Source organism: Syntrophobacterales bacterium (assembly GCA_019429105.1).
In the GTDB taxonomy this organism is placed as follows: domain Bacteria; phylum Desulfobacterota; class Syntrophia; order Syntrophales; family UBA5619; genus DYTH01.
Map to the genome: position 1 here is coordinate 16,594 of JAHYJE010000028.1, position 17,380 is coordinate 33,973.

17 protein-coding genes are annotated in these 17,380 nt (G+C 53.2%); 3 read left to right on the forward strand and 14 right to left on the reverse strand.

Going from position 1 to position 17,380, the window contains the following annotated elements; all coding sequences use genetic code 11:
- Window positions 1-45 precede the first annotated feature (45 nt).
- Both leuD and K0B01_10340 read right to left on the reverse strand, forming a co-directional pair.
- Entirely contained in the window at window positions 46-582 is a 537-nt protein-coding gene (gene leuD, locus K0B01_10335; protein ID MBW6486532.1) for a 3-isopropylmalate dehydratase small subunit, read from the reverse strand.
- A gap of 92 nt (window positions 583-674) precedes the next feature.
- On the reverse strand, window positions 675-1,928 hold the full coding sequence (locus K0B01_10340; GenBank protein MBW6486533.1) for a 3-isopropylmalate dehydratase large subunit: 1,254 nt from the start codon (window positions 1,926-1,928) through the stop codon (window positions 675-677).
- A 333-nt stretch (window positions 1,929-2,261) separates the two neighbouring features.
- Between K0B01_10340 and K0B01_10345 the strand changes: the two genes are divergently transcribed.
- Window positions 2,262-4,133, forward strand: coding sequence for a sigma 54-interacting transcriptional regulator (locus K0B01_10345; protein MBW6486534.1), 1,872 nt, complete (start codon window positions 2,262-2,264; stop codon window positions 4,131-4,133).
- A 217-nt stretch (window positions 4,134-4,350) separates the two neighbouring features.
- Here the strand turns inward: K0B01_10345 and K0B01_10350 are convergent, their stop codons facing one another.
- The 8 genes from K0B01_10350 to K0B01_10385 form a co-directional block, all read right to left on the reverse strand.
- Window positions 4,351-4,854, reverse strand: a complete 504-nt coding sequence (locus K0B01_10350) for a hypothetical protein (protein ID MBW6486535.1) — start codon at window positions 4,852-4,854, stop codon at window positions 4,351-4,353.
- Between the two features lie 299 nt (window positions 4,855-5,153).
- Window positions 5,154-5,612, reverse strand: coding sequence for a PaaI family thioesterase (locus K0B01_10355; GenBank protein MBW6486536.1), 459 nt, complete (start codon window positions 5,610-5,612; stop codon window positions 5,154-5,156).
- 82 nt (window positions 5,613-5,694) lie between these two features.
- Window positions 5,695-6,063, reverse strand: a complete 369-nt coding sequence (locus K0B01_10360; GenBank protein ID MBW6486537.1) for a VOC family protein — start codon at window positions 6,061-6,063, stop codon at window positions 5,695-5,697.
- 13 nt (window positions 6,064-6,076) lie between these two features.
- Window positions 6,077-6,703, reverse strand: a complete 627-nt coding sequence (locus K0B01_10365; protein MBW6486538.1) for a hydroxyacylglutathione hydrolase — start codon at window positions 6,701-6,703, stop codon at window positions 6,077-6,079.
- A gap of 111 nt (window positions 6,704-6,814) precedes the next feature.
- Window positions 6,815-7,567, reverse strand: coding sequence for a hypothetical protein (locus tag K0B01_10370; protein ID MBW6486539.1), 753 nt, complete (start codon window positions 7,565-7,567; stop codon window positions 6,815-6,817).
- A gap of 53 nt (window positions 7,568-7,620) precedes the next feature.
- Entirely contained in the window at window positions 7,621-8,073 is a 453-nt protein-coding gene (gene nifU, locus K0B01_10375) for a Fe-S cluster assembly scaffold protein NifU (GenBank protein ID MBW6486540.1), read from the reverse strand.
- A gap of 27 nt (window positions 8,074-8,100) precedes the next feature.
- Complete coding sequence (gene nifS, locus K0B01_10380) at window positions 8,101-9,297, reverse strand: cysteine desulfurase NifS (GenBank protein ID MBW6486541.1); 1,197 nt, start codon at window positions 9,295-9,297, stop codon at window positions 8,101-8,103.
- A gap of 201 nt (window positions 9,298-9,498) precedes the next feature.
- Window positions 9,499-10,188: a Crp/Fnr family transcriptional regulator gene (locus K0B01_10385; GenBank protein MBW6486542.1), complete on the reverse strand. Its 690-nt coding sequence runs from the start codon at window positions 10,186-10,188 to the stop codon at window positions 9,499-9,501.
- Window positions 10,189-10,310: 122 nt separating this feature from the next.
- Between K0B01_10385 and K0B01_10390 the strand changes: the two genes are divergently transcribed.
- Window positions 10,311-11,063, forward strand: a complete 753-nt coding sequence (locus K0B01_10390) for an HD domain-containing protein (protein MBW6486543.1) — start codon at window positions 10,311-10,313, stop codon at window positions 11,061-11,063.
- A gap of 18 nt (window positions 11,064-11,081) precedes the next feature.
- The gene (locus K0B01_10395) at window positions 11,082-11,825 is read left to right on the forward strand and encodes a 4Fe-4S binding protein (GenBank protein ID MBW6486544.1); all 744 of its coding nucleotides are present in this window, start codon (window positions 11,082-11,084) and stop codon (window positions 11,823-11,825) included.
- A gap of 153 nt (window positions 11,826-11,978) precedes the next feature.
- Here the strand turns inward: K0B01_10395 and K0B01_10400 are convergent, their stop codons facing one another.
- Genes K0B01_10400 through K0B01_10415 form a run of 4 tightly spaced genes read right to left on the reverse strand, consistent with a single transcriptional unit; the run spans window position 11,979 to window position 17,294 of the window.
- The gene (locus tag K0B01_10400; GenBank protein MBW6486545.1) at window positions 11,979-13,721 is read right to left on the reverse strand and encodes an ABC transporter ATP-binding protein/permease; all 1,743 of its coding nucleotides are present in this window, start codon (window positions 13,719-13,721) and stop codon (window positions 11,979-11,981) included.
- A 19-nt stretch (window positions 13,722-13,740) separates the two neighbouring features.
- A complete protein-coding gene (locus K0B01_10405; protein MBW6486546.1) occupies window positions 13,741-14,025 on the reverse strand; it encodes a hypothetical protein in 285 nt (94 codons plus the stop codon).
- A 14-nt stretch (window positions 14,026-14,039) separates the two neighbouring features.
- Complete coding sequence (locus tag K0B01_10410) at window positions 14,040-15,401, reverse strand: phosphomannomutase/phosphoglucomutase (GenBank protein MBW6486547.1); 1,362 nt, start codon at window positions 15,399-15,401, stop codon at window positions 14,040-14,042.
- 18 nt (window positions 15,402-15,419) lie between these two features.
- A complete protein-coding gene (locus tag K0B01_10415) occupies window positions 15,420-17,294 on the reverse strand; it encodes a GNAT family N-acetyltransferase (protein ID MBW6486548.1) in 1,875 nt (624 codons plus the stop codon).
- Between the last annotated feature and the right edge of the window lie 86 nt (window positions 17,295-17,380).

A 17,380-nucleotide genomic window follows, 5' to 3' on the forward strand; every position in this document is an offset into this window, starting at 1 on the left:
TTCGTGAAAAACTCGTTCTTTGTCTTTACGGACGTCGTCTTGCCGTCATGTGTCAACACGGGCCGTCCCGTCCGCCGGCGAGAGGAGGCCCATCTTCCTTCTGATCATCGGCTTGACACCACCATGCATGAGGATGGCGGATACATATGCAGAAAGAGGCTGAGCCGTGGCAGTAGCGCCGGTTGTCAGATTGATCACCGTACCCACCACCGGATCCACGCTCAACAGATCGTGCCGTTTCACCAGGGAGGCAATGCCGGGACATACCAGCAGCGGCAGCCCCAGATTGATTGCGTTGCGATAGAAGATGCGGGCGAAAGATTCGGCGAGCACCGCCGCAATGCCGGACGCCTTCAGCGCCACTGCGGCATGTTCGCGGCTGGAGCCGCAACCAAAATTTGCGTCGGCAACGATCATGTCTCCCGGTTTGACCTCACGGACAAAGTCGGGGTCAACCCGCTCCAGGGTGTGTTCAGCGACCCGCTCGGGATCGGTAAGGTCGAGGTAGCCGCCGGGATAAATCTGATCCGTGTCGATATTGGCGCCGTAAACGAATGCCTTGCCCCTGATGATTCCAGTCATGCCCGCCCCCCTGATGCAAGCGCTTTGTCCTCACGATTGTTCGCCACCCTTTCTCCTCCTTACTACGTAGGCTGTTATCAGAGCCACTGCCGCTAAAGCAGGTATTGTGCCGGATCGGCGATCTTGCCCTCCAGCGCTGCCGCGGCTACCGAGGCCGGTGAGGCGACGAAGATTTCAGCCGCCGCATCTCCCATACGGCCCGGAAAGTTCCGGCTTGACGCGGTGATGCAGGTTTCGCCTGCGGCCAATACCCCCTGATGCGTTCCCAGGCAGGCGGCGCAGCTCGGGGTAACGAGGGTTGCGCCGGCCTCGACCAACGTTTGAATATACCCTTTTGCCATCGCCTCCAGCAAGACCTTTTTGGAGGCGGGAACAACGACGAAGCGCGTCCGGGAATGGATGCGCTTTCCCTGGAGGATCCGGGCGGCTACGGCAATATCCTCCACCCTGCCGCCGGTACAGGTACCGAGATAGGCCTGGTCGATCGGTCGCCCCAGATATTCGGCGATGTCGGTGACATTGTCCACGCTGTGGGGCGCCGCCACCTGCGGCCGGAGGCCGGTGACGTCGAAGGTATGTTCCGCGGCATAGTCGTAGCCGGGATCGGTGGTCGCCAGGGGAAAAGCCGTATCCCCATGGCTTTGCAGGAAATCGAAGGTAATCCGGTCGGGCTGAATGTAGGCCGTTTTGGCCCCCAGCTCCGTCGTCATGTTGCAGAGGGTCATCCGCTCCGATACACCGAGCCTGTCCAGCAGCGGACCAGTAAACTCAATGGCGCGATAGACGCCGTAATCGGCGCCCAGTGTTCCGATCACCTTGAGGATGATATCCTTCGCGGCAACCCCCTTGCCCGTTACCCCTTCCAGATTAATGCGGATCACTTCCGGCACACGGAACCAGAGCTGTCCCGTCATTAGAATGATGGCCAGATCGGTGGCGCCTACGCCGGTCCCGAAGGCGCCGAATGCCCCATGGGTAGTGGTGTGGGAGTCGGTGACGACCAGCAGCATGCCCGGACGAACCAGCCCTCTGTCCGCCAGGATCTGGTGGCAGACTCCCTGATCGATATCCATCAAGAGATCGATCCGCTGCTCGCGGCAGAACTGACGGAACTGCTTCTGGTTGTCGGCCTGGATGATTGTCGAAGCGGGGGCGAAATGATCCAGAAACATCACTACCCGGTCGGGGGCAAAGACCCTCTTGCCGCCCATTTCGGCAAACGATCGAAGCGTTTGCAGGTAGAGATCGTTGATGCCGGCAAGATCGACTGTACAATTGACGATTTCACCGGCGATTACCCGCTCTTTTCCGGCGGCCCGGGCCAGAATTTTCTCAACGGCGTGCACAGATTTTCCTCCTGACGTTGTCAGACGATAATTTCCCTCCCCCTGAGGAAAGGGCGTTGTGCATGACTATCACCGATAGCGCACAGACATCATCACAACCGCAAAGATAATGCCAACGGCTAAAAGCAATATAACACGATGAGCCTGTCATCCATTCAAGTTACTTATTTTGAAGAAAAAAATTAAATTGTAAGCTGCGCTATTTTCGCCTGTTGCGGACAAAAAAACTATCGTGGGCAATAAAATTTGCCCCGCCGGTGGAAGTTTTCTTGTATTGCAACAAAAAAAGGTTTATTTTGTTGCAAAATGTTTCATCACGATTGAGGAGGAGCCGTGCCGAACATCGCCTTCCTGGCACCCGATGAAGAGATGCTGACCACCGCAAGGGCCACGCTTGCCGAAACCCATCCCGAGATTTTGCTTGAACAGGGGCTGCTGAGCGCCGGGGTGCGCAAGGCCCGGATACTCGCCCGGCAAGGCGTAGAGATTGTAATCAGCCGCGGGGGAACGGCCGACGCCATCAAAGAGGCGCGGCTGGGTCTGACGGTGGTGGAGGTGCCGATTACGGGGCTGGACATGATCCGCGCACTGGAGGAAGCCAGGCGCCACGGCCGTCGGATAGCCGTCATCGCCTTTCCGTCGATGATCATGGGGATCGACTGTCTGGGAACGATCCTCGATATCGACCTGAGGTGCTATATCATCCACAGTGAATTCGAGGCGGAGGCCAATGTTATCAAGGCCTTCCGAGAGGGGGCGGATATCGTCATCGGCGGCGTCATCACGACGCAGACCGGAAGGAGGCACAACCGCCCCTGCGTCATGATCCGCAGCGGCGCCGAAGGGATCATCCAGGCCGCTCTCGAGGCCGAGCGTATCGCCGAGGCCAGGCGGATCGAAAAGGTCAAAGGCACGCTTTTCCAAACCGTTCTGGACTACGCCTATGAGGGGATCATCTCGATCGATCAGGAGCGCCAGGTCGTTACGTTCAATCCGGAAGCGGAACGGATCACCCGAACCGATGGCAAGCGGGCAATCGGCCGAAAAATCCAGGAGAGCCTGCCGCAGTTGAAGCTGGAGCGACTTCTTGCCACAGGAAAGGAGGAACTCGGCCAGGTCATCGACGTCGGAAGGGTCCAAATCCTGTGCAACAAGGTGCCGATCCGAGTCAGCGGAAAAACGATCGGCGCCGTGGCGACCTTTCAGGATACCGGCAACATCCAGCAGTGGGAAGCGAATATCCGCAAGAAGATCTATGCGGAGGAGCATACCGCCGTCTTCACCTTCGCGGATATAATCGGCGCCAGCCGTCAGATGCGCCACTGCGTGGCGGTCGCCGAACAGTTTGCAGCGGCGGACGCCTCCATCCTGATCTCCGGAGAGACGGGCACCGGAAAAGAGGTTTTCTCCCAGAGTATCCACAACGCGAGTAAACGCGGCCATCAACCGTTCGTCGCGATCAACTGCGCAGCCCTTCCCGCCCAAATCTTAGAGAGCGAGCTGTTCGGTTATGTCGGGGGCGCGTTTACCGGGGCAAGCCAGAAGGGAAAACCGGGATTGCTTGAGATCGCCCACGGAGGGACCCTCCTCCTCGACGAGATCGCCGAAATGGACTACTCTCTTCAGAGCAAGCTGCTGCGGGTAATTCAGGAGCGAAAAGTGATGCGTCTTGGCAGCGATCGGGTTCTGCCGGTCGATATTCGCCTGATCGCCGCGACCAACAAAAACCTCAAGGAACTGGTCGGCGCCAGCCGATTCCGCGCCGATCTTTACTACCGGCTGAATGTACTGCGTCTCCACCTGCCGCCGCTTCGGGAAAGGCCCGAGGATATCGTCCCATTTGCCCGAAGCTTTCTGGCGAAACATGCCGCCCAGCTCAATCGCCATCTCCGGTTCAGCCGGGCGGCCATGGAGGTCTTCTTCCGGCACCCCTGGCCGGGCAACGTCCGCGAACTTCAGAATACGATCGAACGCATTGTTGCCGTCTGCAGGCAGGAGACGGTTCAGGTCGATCTGGTACTCCAGATGATGCGGGAGGATGAGATGGTTGAACCCTTTGCGGTCGGCGCAGGCGCCATGGGGGTAGAGACGATTCGGCAGGCGCTCGCCACTGCCCGCGGCAGGAAAACGGAAGCCGCCAAACTCCTCGGTGTCAGCCGATCAACCCTCTGGCGGAGGATGAAAGGCCTGGGCAATCAGCGGTGAGAGATCAGGAGAGGTTCGCTGCGGGTCATGCCTCAGGCTGAGACCGGATATTCGGCAGAAGCTGATTGATAAGACCTTGTTTTTACGAAAATCGTGCGATAGGGGGAGCGGCCTTGTACGTCAAGTAAAATTTATCACAACACATGGTGTTAAATCGACAGGCGTTTCTGGGTATTCAAAGACAGTTCCATTTGAACATCATCCATAAAATATTATTTCAAGCAGTTCCGAACTTTAGTGTTTTCATTGCAAAGTCTTTGATGCATACGGCAAGCTCTTCTACTCGCGACTGGAAGAAATGATCTGCGCCGGGGATGATCTCCAAGCGGCAGGCAAGCTCAGCCTCAACATTTTTTATCCTCTCTACTGAACAGTACGGATCGTGATCCCCGCAGACAACAAGGCCCACTTTCCCCCGCAATGTCTGAAAGTCAAAATCGAAGAGATTGATCGGCGGTGAAACAAAAAGTGCCGGAAGCAAGTTTCTGCTGCCGAGCATTTCGGCATTCACCCATGCCCCGAATGAATAGCCGGCAGGCAGGATCTCCGTAATCCCCTGGTCCTCCATAAAGGAGATAGCCGCCAGGACATCATACTGCTCTCCCCGCCCGTCATCAAAAGATCCGGAGCTCTTTCCTGCTCCCCGGAAATTGAAACGAAGTGTTGAAATACCAGCGGCAAAAAAGGTTTCAGCAAGCGTCTTCACAATGGGATTGTCCATGTCACCTCCCATCAAAGAATGAGGGTGTGAGATTACCGCTCCAATAGCTCCACCCGAGTTGGCATAGAGACCCTCAAGACGGATATTCCCTTGACCAAAGACAACCTTTTTCTCTTCCATCTCAGTTTACAGCCAATTTACCGGTTCACCGGCATTTTTGTTGAATTTCGTTTCGGACGGCTTGAGTTGAAAATCCCTATTCGCTTCAACAATGGCCGTATTGAGAGGCAACAGTCATTTTCGCCGTCCGTTCTAATGATTTTGTCATGCAATAATAAATCCCCTTTTACTTTTTACTTTTAACCGGTCCCCTTTTCCTGCCTCAGACGTTCCGCCGGAACTGCCATCAGCGTCACCACGGCTTTGGCGACCAATTTTTCACCGCTCACCCGGACGTCGTAAACATCAGATTCGGAAACGATGATTCTTTTCCCTTGGCTGATTACCTGCGAACGGCAGCGAATAACATTTCCAAATGCGGGTTTCAGCAAATTGATTTTGAACTCGATCGTCAAGATTCTGAAGTTTTCGGTAACTGTCGTGAAAGCGGAATAGCCGGCTGTATGATCGGCCATGGCAGCCATCAGCCCCGCATGGATAAAATTATCCTGGGTGCGGTGATGGTCGCCGATCGCCACCTCTGATTCGAAAAACCCTTGCTCCACCTTCAGCGCCTTCAAGCCGCAGTATTTGATAAATCCCCTGCAGAAATCGGCGGCAAGAAAATCCCTTCTTTCCTGAGTCAGACCATGCTCCATATTAAAGATGCACCTCATTGATCTTGATTATAATTAAAGAGAGAGTAGAGCGGAAGGGGTTTTCCTCCCCCATTATCCGCTCTTATCGCCGGGGAAGAATTTCGATCCAGTAATCGTCCGGGTCGTGGATAAAGTAGATTCCCATATTGGGGTTTTCGTGACAGATGCAGCCCATTTGCTGATGAAGGGCATGGGCTGCGGCAAAGTCGTCCACGATCAGTGCCAGGTGAAACTCGTTGTCGCCGAGGTTATACGGTTCCTTCCGGTCTCGAAGCCAGGTGAGTTCCAGTTGGTGTCCAGTCTCGCCGTCGCCCAAAAAAACGAGGATGAAGCTGCCGTCGGCGGGCGCCTTTCTGCGGACCTCGGTCAGATTCAGCGCCTCCTTATAGAAATTGACGCTTTTCTCCAGATCAAGGACGTTGAAATTGTTGTGCGCAAAGCGAAATTTCATTGCGAATTCTCCTTTATTCGATGCTCATAAGCGATTGCCAGCGTTCCCACTGTGTCTCCCGGGGAAGCTTCCGCTTCGCCAAAAGAGCAATGATATCCGGTTCATTGAAACGGAAATAGGGATTGATGTTTTTCTCATCGGCCAGAGTGGAAAAGACATGTTCCGGGTCGTAACGCCGCAGGAAGTCGTCGCCTGCCTGGTTTCCCGGTTCGAGGTACTTGGCGAAGGCCAGGGAATCGCGGACATAATCGTGGCCGGCGTAAACGACCGTCGCTTCCGGAAGCTCTTTCAGCCTCAGGATTGAGTTGTAGAATCCCTTCAGATCGCCGGAAAAACAGTTGCCGATAGTGCCGTTAAAGAGAGTGTCGCCGGAAATCAGGGCGCTGCCGGTGTAAAAACAACGAGAATCATTGGTATGTCCCGGCGTAGGGATGATTCGGATCTTCTGACGATCAAGTTCAATATTCTCGCCGCGAAGGTCATCGCCGGTCAAAAGACGCGCCTGCGACCCCTTCAGCAGGGCGACATTGCCGCACGTATGATCCTGATGAGTATGGGTATTTACGACATGCTGCAGAGAAAGACCGTGTTTAGCGACGAATGCAATGATTGCGTCTGCCGCCCCGCCGTCCACGGCCATGGCTTGTGCTTCTCCGTAAACCAGATAGCCGAGGTTGTCGGCGCCGTAACGAAACTGTTTTATCTTCAGCAAGCAGCCCCCAAAGATGGATGAGGTAAAAGAGGTTTGCGGTTACCCGTTATGTCCGCTGTTTAAAGGACAAACCTTGATGCATTCAGCACAGGCAATCCAGTAGTTGTCGCCGGCCGTGTTGATAACCCGTTCAATTTTTTCCAATCCTTCCCTGGTTTGCAGGGCCAGGGGATAAATGGCATGCTTGATCGCGTAGCCAAGGCAGGTCATTTTGTGAAACCGGCCGTTTTCGTCAAAAGCTTGGGCGGGACAAGATTTGGCGCAAGCCGTGCATTGGGGAGGGCAGGGATCGGGCGCCAGCATCGGATCGGCTTCTATTTCCGCATCGGTGACGACGGCGGCGAACCGCAAGCGCGAGCCGTATTGCGGATGATAGGTCTGGCCGCTGCGGCCAAAGCTCCCCAGGCCGGCATTTACCGCGGCATGTTTCAAAGACAGCATGCCCCAGGGTTCAAGCTTATGAAAGACCAGCGGGGCATAGCTCGGAACGGGAACGGCGAGGAATTTGCCCTGGGCTTCGATATAATTGCAAAGGGCCAGGGATATGTCGTCAAGACGTTTATAGGTGCTGTGATAGCAGCGGTGCAGTGCATAAAGGTGATAATCAGGCGAACTCAGTATGCCCTGCGGCATGGCGAAGCCGAAGACAATAACCGTTGCTGCGTTGCGGCAGATGCGCGCCGGATGGTGCGCCTCCGGGGCAGCGGCAAACCGTTCTGCTGAAGCAACACCCCAGACTTCAACTTGTGTCTCCAAAAACTTGCCGATTGCCTGCTTCAAGTCACCGCTCATCATCATGCCTCCCTGTAAGCAAATCAATCCACGCCAAAACGCTTCAAGATGCCTTAGTCGTCAAAAATTTCAGCGCTCCCATGGGTCTGGTTGCACTTATTGCAGCACCCTTTACAGGCAATGCTTTCATTGGGCGGAAAACCGCTCTTTATTCGATAATCCTCAAGCGCCGCCGCAATCGCTTCCTGCGCGAGATTTGAGCAGTGCATCTTTACCTGCGGCAGACCGTCCAGCGCCTCGGCGACGGCCAAGTTTGTTATTTTCATGGCTTCATCAACGGTCTTGCCCTTTACCAGCTCGGTCGCCATACTGCTTGTGGCGACAGCGGCGCCGCAGCCAAAGGTCTTGAATTTGGCATCAACGATAATGTTGTTCTCGATCTTCAGATACATTTTCATTATATCGCCGCATTTGGGATTGCCCACCTGGCCTATGCCGCTCGCATCTGCAATTTCTCCGACATTTCTTGGATTTGTAAAATGATCCATGACCTTTGCACTGTACATTTTATTTACCTCGTTTTACTCTGTTTTTTAAAACTTTTGCGCGCTTTCTTTGCCTTTGACTGCCTCATACAGGGGAGACATTTCTCTCAGCCTGGCGACAATTTTAGGGATCTCCGCCAGTAAATAAGCGACATCTTCCTCGGTGTTTTCTTCTCCGAAGGTCAGCCTCAGGGAACCATGGGCTATTTCATGGGGAAGGCCGATAGCCAAAAGCACATGTGAGGGGTCTAATGAACCGGAGGCGCAGGCAGAGCCGCTTGACCCGCAGACACCCTTCATATCCAGCATCAGCAGCAGTGACTCTCCCTCAATGTACCGAAACGAAATATTTACATTGCCGGGCAATCGGCTATCTCTGTGTCCATTAAGTTTGATATGCGGCACACTGGCCATAAGCCCTTCAATCGTCTTTTCCCTTAGATTAACCAGTTTTTTATTATATTCAGCAACATTTTCTGTCGCCAATTCAATTGCTTTTCCCAAGCCAACAATGCCGGGAATATTTTCCGTGCTGGCCCTTTTCCCTCTTTCCTGGTGCCCGCCATGGATAAAGGAGGAAATCCGGACGCCCTTGCGAATATAGAGAACCCCTGTTCCTTTAGGCCCGTAGAACTTATGACCGGACAACGACAACAGGTCGATATTCATCTTCTCGACATCAATAGGGATATTGCCTACTGCCTGAACGGCATCTGTGTGGAATAAAACGCCATTTTCTCTTGCCAGGGCGCCGATCTCCGCGATTGGCTCGATAGTGCCGATCTCATTATTGGCGAACATTATGCTGATAAGAATGGTAGTACCTTTAATGGCATTTTTAACCTGCTCCAGGGATACCAGCCCATCCCGGTCAACCGGCAGATATGTTACCTCGAAACCCTCTTCTTCCAAATATTTGCATGAATTCAAGATCGCCGCGTGTTCGATTGCGGAAGTGATAATATGCTTGCCTTTTTTCTTATGGGCGGCAGCAATGCCCTTCAACGCCCAGTTGTCGGCCTCACTGCCCGAGCCGGTAAAATATATTTCTCTTGCCTGCGCACCGATGGCCCGGGCCACTTTCTCTCGGGCCGCTTCGATGGCGTCTTTGGTCGCTCGGCCTAAACTGTATATTGAAGAGGCATTGCCAAAATGTTCGCAAAAATACGGCTTCATGGCATCAAATACTTCCGGCTTTACATAGGTGGTTGCAGCATGATCCAGGTAAATAATTCTATCTCCCATAACAACGCTCCTTATATGTTTTTGCTCAATTTGCAATCAATCGGCACATCGGCAAACACGCAAGTTTTACAGCTTCTTGCCGGCATGTCTAAATCAATGCTATCCAATGCTTAGATTGATCAGGCTTTGCTGTTTGACGCTTGGAATATATGGGGGCTCTTTTTGCTTGTCAAGATATATTTTGCAGTAATTATTCAGTACTCAGGACAGCCGTTTTTCTCCTTCTGCCAGTTTTTTCAGCCCGGCGCGGTTCAGAATTTGGACTTGACGCGCTTCCCTGATTGCAATCAGCCCTTCGTTGCTCATGCGGGCAAGAATCCGTGAAAGGGTTTCGGGAATCGTGCCCAGCAGGCTGGCAAGCTGGTTTTTGGAGATATCAAGCGTCAACTCGGGGGCGCCCTCTTTTTGGTCGCTCAAAAAGAGAAAATGCGCGGCCAGCCTCCCCGGCACCTCCTTAAGGGAAAGACTTTCGATCATGCCGGCAAAGAGGCGCAGGCGGCGGGCCAATAAGGCCATCATATTGAGAGCCAGCGCCGGATTTTTTTTGATCAGATTTACAAAGGCGGGGCGGGGAAAAAAGAAGGTATGGCTGTCTTCCATGGCCTCTGCATACGCGGGGAAACGCTCGCCGGCAAACACAGGAACCTCCCCGAAGGGTTCGCCCTGGGAGCTTATGTGGAGAATCTGCTCTTTACCGTCGGGGGAGAGTTTAAATATTTTTACCCGGCCCGAAACGATTACGTAGAAACCCTCGGCCTCGTCACCCTCGGAAAAAATCACCTGGCCTCGTTTGATTGATTTCGCTGCCATTATCCGTGCTAAATCCTGAAGTTGCTCAACGGGCAGGCCTTCAAACAGCGGGACAGAAGCAATCTGGTTTATGATTTCCATGTTTTTTCCAGTTCCATTCGAACGCAAATTAACACTCGCTTTTGACTTAAGTCAAGGCTTATGGATTTTTTTCATGTATAGTGCAATCAAGTTTTGGGAAAAATATTTATGGAGGCATAACCATGCAATGTCCGGGACAAGATACTCGTTACTGGAAACCGGGGGCTATCTTCGAGTTTCCCTGTACCCACTGCGGCCACCCGATTGAATTCTTCAAGGATGAATCCACCCGTAAATGCAAAAACTGCGGGCAGACGATGGTAAATCCCAAAATGGACTTCGGCTGCGCCGCCTATTGCCCGCACGCCAGCCAGTGCCTCGGTCAACTGCCGCCGGAACTGCTGGCACAGCGCAAGGAACTGCTCAAGGACAGGGCTGCCCTGGAAATGAAACGCTACTTCAAACAGGACTTCAAACGAATTGGGCATGCCACCAGGGTGGCGCGCTATGCGGAGCAGATCGGCAGGCAGGAGAAGGGCGATCTGATGGTGATCCTTTGCGCCGCCTATCTCCACGATATCGGCATTCACGAGGCTGAACGGAAATACAGCAGTACCGCCGCCCACCATCAGGAGGAGGAAGGGCCGCCCATCGCCCGGGAAATCCTGGTTAGACTGGGGGCAGGGGAGGAGATCATCGCGGAGGTGTGCGACATTGTCGGCCATCACCATCATCCGCGCCCGGAAGAAACGACTAACTTCAAGGCAGTCTATGATGCCGATCTTATTGTGAATATGGAAGAAAATAAACAGGCGGAAAAAACCGGTGAAGAAAAACTTATTTCGATTATCGAGACGGCATTTTTGACGGCAAGTGGTCGCAAACTGGCCAAAGAGATGCTCTTGAAGAATATTGGCATGGCGTCGCAACACTAACATTGAGAGGAGACATACATGAAGATAACGAGGAAAATCATCCAGATTGATGAAGAAAAATGCAATGGCTGCGGTCAGTGCGTACCCTCCTGCGCGGAAGGGGCGATCGCCATAGTGGACGGCAAGGCCCGGCTTTCCGCGGAAAAATATTGCGATGGACTGGGCGCCTGCCTCGGGGAGTGTCCCCAGGGTGCGCTCACAATCGTCGAGCGGGAGGCGGAGGATTTTGATGAAACGGCGGTAGTGGAGCATCTGGAGGGGAAGCGACTCCCCGCCAGCGGCGAGCCGCTCACGATGGCCTGCGGCTGTCCCTCCTCCCAGATTCAGAGCTTCCCGCGGGCAACGTCCTGTGCGGAGGCGAACAAACCCCGTTTGCAGGCAAGCTCCGCCTCGGCGCTTACTCACTGGCCGGTGCAGATATCCCTCGTTCCTCCCACCGCCCCCTTTTTGCAAGGGGCCGATCTGCTGGTGGCGGCGGACTGCACCCCCGTTGCCTATCCCAATTTCCACCGTGACTTTCTCCAGGGGAAAGCCGTCATGTTGGGATGCCCGAAATTCGACGACGCGGAGGCCTACGTCCGTAAATTCGCGGAAATATTTAAAACGGCAGGCATTAAAAGCGTTACCGTGCTGACCATGGAGGTTCCCTGCTGCCAGGGTCTGCCCGGAATCGTCAAGAAGGGCATGGCAGCGGCGGGAGCAGTCGTGCCCTTTCGTCAAGTCATTGTCAGCGCCCGCGGTGAAATTATTGAGAAAAGATAGCAGCAACGGCGCCTTTTGCAATTGCCGCTCTTGTTATTCAATAGGTTTCCCCAATGCTTTCAATGGAAAATGCGTGCATAACCGGTAATTTTATAGAGGCAGGCATTTTTTGAAAATCACCGTGGACGCGACAAAGTTCGTCCCTCCCGCGGTTCATGTTGCCGTAAGCAGCGGGGGAATGGCCGCGCCATGGGGATTATTCAGGATATCCCTGCTGTCGAATAGCCATTCACCATTTCCCCGCAGTTGCAGAACCTGTTCGTGAAACGCCAGAAGGCTGGAACGATGGCCGACGCTTATGTAAGTGGCCCCGCTTTTTTGCAGTTCATGATAAAGATTGGCTTCATTGGCCTCGTCGAGGGCGCTTGTGGCTTCATCGAGGAGCGCATAGCGAGGTGCGGTCAGTAAAAGTCGGGCAAAGGCCAGGCGCTGCTGTTCTCCCAGAGACAGCAGTTGTCCCCAGTCCAGTTCCGCATCGAGCCCGCCGACCCGCTCCGGCAGATCCTTAAGGTTTACCCTTTCCAAAGCGCTTATCAAGGTTGCGTCGTCAACTGTTTTTTCCGTGTGGGGATAGAGAAGCTGTTCCCGCAGCGAACCGATAACCATATAGGGACGTTGAGGCAAAAACAGCATCTGGTCAAAAGGCGGGCGTTCGATCATCCCTTCGCCTGTTTCCCAGAGGCCGGCTACTGCCCGCAGTAGCGAACTTTTGCCGACACCGCTGACTCCCGTGATCAGTAAACCCTTTCCTGATCTGGCCCGCACGGAAAGATCGCGGATGAGGGTTTTTTTATCGTCGGGAGTTTTTAAGGTAACGCGCCGAAGTTCCAGATGGGATTCTTCCTTCGCCGCGATGCGGGGAGCATCCTCGACTCTTTTTGACGAGCTGCTGTCATCAATGGCCGTGGAAAATGTTTCCAGACGGGTGATGCCGGCGACAAAACCGGTTAGCTGTTCGAACTGCGAGACGATGATGGAAAGGGCGCCAAGAACCTGGACAAAAGCGCTTTCCGCCTGGGTTACGACACCGAATTTTATTTGCCCGGCAAAGTACAAAGGCGCCATCACCACAACGGGCAGCACCAAAATTAGGTACTCGTAACCCTTCGTGAAAAATTCCAGGTTTCGCTGCCAACCGATCAGAAAACGGAGGTTTTTGATTGCGATGAGCAGACGATCCTTGACTTGATTCTGCTCCCGTTCTTCCCCGCGGTAAAACGCGATTGATTCGGCGTTGTCGCGCACGTGCACGAGTCCATACCGCAGGTCCGCCTCTTTGCGAAGCTGCATGAAATTAAGATTTACCAGTTTCTTGCCGAAAAAAAAGGTGACCGTCGTGCCGAAGGCGGCATAGCCCAAAAGGATAAGGACAAGCTTGATGGAAATCCCCCAGAGAATGCCGATAAACGAGATCAACTGAACAATAGAAAAAAATATAATTGACAGGAATTCGAGACTTGTTGCGGTAAACGCTGAGATGTCCTGAGAGATGCGCTGGTCGGGATTGTCGATTTCCCGGTTGTCCTTGATGTGATAATAGGCCCTGTTCCGGAAGTACTTGTCCAGAAAATGGCGGGTGAGCCAAAGCCGCCAGTTGACGCTCAAGATTCTTCGGGTAAACGAGTAAAAGACGCTGACCGGGGTAGCGATAATAAAAATGCCAAGATACAAAAGCAGATTTTTATTGAACGCCGGAATATTTTTTTCCGAAAGGGCGGTCATGAAATCCCTGCCGACAAAATTCAACGTCACATTTAAAGCTGTAAAGGAAAAAAGCAGCAAAAGCAAAAGCACAAGTACGCCCGTTGCGCGCCACTTTTCGGCGGAAAGCCAGTACATTTTGGCAATCTCCCAAAAACGCTTCCACAGGCGCCGGTCAAAAACATTCGTTTCCAAATAAATCTCCTGTAACAGGTCAACGGCGATATTTTTTATATCCGGAAAATACCCAGACCCCTCCCCAGAAAATGAAGGCGGGGGCAATCCCGGTGTACAGATATAACAATAAGTTCGTGTCCCAGGGCTCTATAATTGCCGCAAGACCCGCAAGCCATAAAATGGTAACCAGTATCGCCAGGCGCATCCAGCCGGTAAGTACGGGGAGTTGGGCGGCCGCGCGAGTAGCTGTTTTGCCTGCCCTCTGCCGGGGAATATAAAACAGCGCCAAAACGATAACGATCAGCAGCAAGATTTCCTGCATGTCCAGCCTCGGGGTTAAAAAGTTTTGTCTTGATTTAGCGCCTTTTCCAAGACAGACTCCATTCCTTTACGAATTGCTTCGAGCCTTGGCTGCGTCTGTGCCTCGAAGCGCAGAACAAGCACCGGCTGTGTGTTGGAGGCCCTGATGAGCCCCCAGCCGTCGCTGAAATTGACCCGTACCCCGTCGATGGCAACAATGTCATGGCCCTCTTTGTAATAATTGCGAATTGACTCCACAATTCCGAATTTCCGGTGGTCGGGGCAGTCTCGTCTGATTTCGGGGGTTGAAAAACTCTCCGGGACATCGGATAAAAGTGTGGATAGCTTCTGTTCTGTTTGCGAAAGAATCTCCAGAAGGCGCAATGATGCGTAAATGGCGTCGTCAAACCCGAAATAGCGATCCGCAAAAAAGATATGGCCGCTCATTTCGCCGGCAAGGAGGGCATTTTCCTCTTTCATCTTGCCCTTGATCAGCGAGTGGCCGGCTTTCCACATGATGGCGCGCCCGCCATGATTGGCAATGTCGTCGTAGAGCTTTTGCGAACATTTTACCTCGCCGATAATTGCGGCGCCGGGATTGTCTTTCAGGATAAAGCGGGCAAAAAGCAGCAACAGCTCATCCCCCCACAGCACTTTTCCCTGATCCGTGACCACGCCGATCCGGTCGGCATCACCGTCATAGGCAATGCCGAGGTCGGCTTTTTCCCCGAGGACGCGGCGAACCAGTTCCTGAAGATTTTCCGGAACGGTCGGATCGGGGAAGTGGTTGGGAAAGCGGCCGTTCGGATCGCAGTATAGATCGGTAACCTGGCAGCCATATCTCTTTAACAGGGGCAGGGCAAATATCCCGCCTACCCCGTTTCCGGCATCGAGAACGATTTTTTTCCCGGGCTTGATCGTTACATGTTCGAACAGGTAGTTCTCATAAGCTTCGGCAATGTCCTGACGATTATATTGACCAGCGCCGTTTACGTAGTCTCCCGCTTCCATGATCTTCCGTAATTCCTGAATCTGCTCGCCATAGATCGTATCGGGGCCGATGCATATTTTGAAACCATTGAAATCAGGAGGGTTATGGCTTCCTGTGACCATGACGCCGCCTTCCGTCCGGAGATGGCGGATGGCAAAATAGAGGATCGGGGTTGCACACAGGCCGATATCGATAACAGCGATTCCGGCAGACATGATCCCTTTCCCCACTTGCGACAGGTAGCTCTCTGAGCTAAGACGACAATCCCTTCCCAGAGCCATCTTTTTTACCCCGGCACGGGCTGCATACGAACCGATAGCCTTACCCAACAGATAAACAAATTCCTCGTCAAGATCGACTCCTACAAGGCCCCGGACATCGTACTCGCGAAACACCGCTGGATTCATTTTCACCTCGTGATTTGTTTATATGAACCGCATCTTCAATTCGTACACACAATCATCTCTTCTCATGGTTATGTCGAATCCGCCCTTTTCAAATACATGAAGCATCGCCCTGTTCTCGGGAAGAACCTCGGCGGTAAAGCCCAGAAGTCCTTCTTTCCGGGCGATGTTTGTCAGACAGGCAAGCAGTTCCTGGGCAATGCCCCGATTCTGAAAATCGTCGCGGACGGCAAATGCTGCCTCCGCGGTATGCGAACCCGGATGAATCGAGTATTGTCCAATCCCTACAATCACTTCCTTTTTTGAGGTTCCTGTGACGGCAAGGATCACGATTTCCTTGGAATAATCGATAACCACGAATTCCTGAAGGCGTTCATGCGGCATGTCGATTCGGGACGAGATGAAGCGGCGGTTCATGCTGTTTTCGGAAAGGGAATAGAAAAAATCCTTCAACAGGGGTTCGTCGCTGATCTTTACCGGCCGCAGGAAAAGCTGCAAGCCGGTTTTCGTCGTTCGGTACGTCTCTATGTGTTCCGGATATTCCCCTTTTTCTCCAGGGATGAAGGCCTGATCGGCGTAGATCAGCCCTCTTTTTTTCGCCTCCTCGACAAGCCAGGGGCGGAATTTGGGGTGGGCGATTGCAATCAGCGACATCGCCCTCTCCCTGATGTTTTTCCCGTGCAGATAGGCAATGCCGTATTCAGTCACGACATAGCGGACATCGCCGCGGTTCAGCGTTACCCCGGCGGCTTCCCGGAGCGACGGGACTATGCGGGAAACGCTATCCTCCCGGGCGGTTGCTTTCATCGTCAGAATGGTTCTGCCGCCTTTCGCAAGCAGGGCGCCCCGCATGAAATCCTGATGGCCGCCGATGCCGCTGTAAAAAGAACCGCCAATCGATTCGGCCGTGGACTGGCCGGTCAAATCGATTTCCAGGGCGCTGTTGATGGCAACCATATTGTCCTGTTGCGCGATGATGAGCGGGTTATTTGTGTAGTCGATTGTTCTAAAGAGAATGGAAGGGTTGTCATGAAGAAATTGATAGGTTGCCTTTTTGCCCATCGCAAAGGTCGCTACGGTTTTCCCGGGATTGATCGTTTTGCGGGAGTTATCGACAACCCCGGCTTGGATGAGCGAGGCAATCCCGTCACTGAGCAGTTCGGTATGCACTCCGAGATGCTGTTTATGGGTTAGTTTAGACAAAACGGCGTTCGGCAGGCCGCCATAACCGACCTGGATGGTGTCGCCGTCCTTGACAAGTCCTGCGACGTACTCACCGATTTTTTGCATGGTATCATCAACAGTTACATCGGGAAGTTCAAGTAACGCTTCCTCTTTCTCAATAATAAACCGAACATCCCTGATATGGATGAATCCGTCTCCATGTACGCGCGGCATGGCGGAATTTACCTGCGCAATGATCAGCGACGCATGGTCAATTGCCGCCTTTACCATATCGACGCTTACCCCCAGACTCATATATCCATGCTCATCAGGGGGGGATGTCTGGATCAGGGCTGCATCAATCTTGACAGCGCTGCTTCTGATAAGCTCAGGTACGTTGGACAAAGAGACGGGCGTGTAATCGGCCATCCCCTCATTTACCGGCCCGCGGATATTGTTGCCGATGAAAAAGGAGTTGAGGCGGAAATTGCTTTTGAATTTCAAATCGGTGTAAGGGGCAACGCCGAAGGAATAAACATGAATGATCTCCGTATCAAAAAATGCCTTGGGGTGGGAATCAACATAATTGACCATTGCCTGGACGAGGAATTGCGGCTCTCCGCAGCCGGATACTACAAAGATGTGATCTCCCCGGTGAATGTTGCCAAAAACAAGCGCTGCGTCGGCAAATTTTTCGGGATACAATTTTTTCCAGTCATCGAGGGAATTCATGGGCGCTTTAAAACCTGTTATCGGATCCGGTTTGCCGGATAATGTTTTCACAGTCGCTGCCTCATTGCTTACAGCGCGCAGGCATA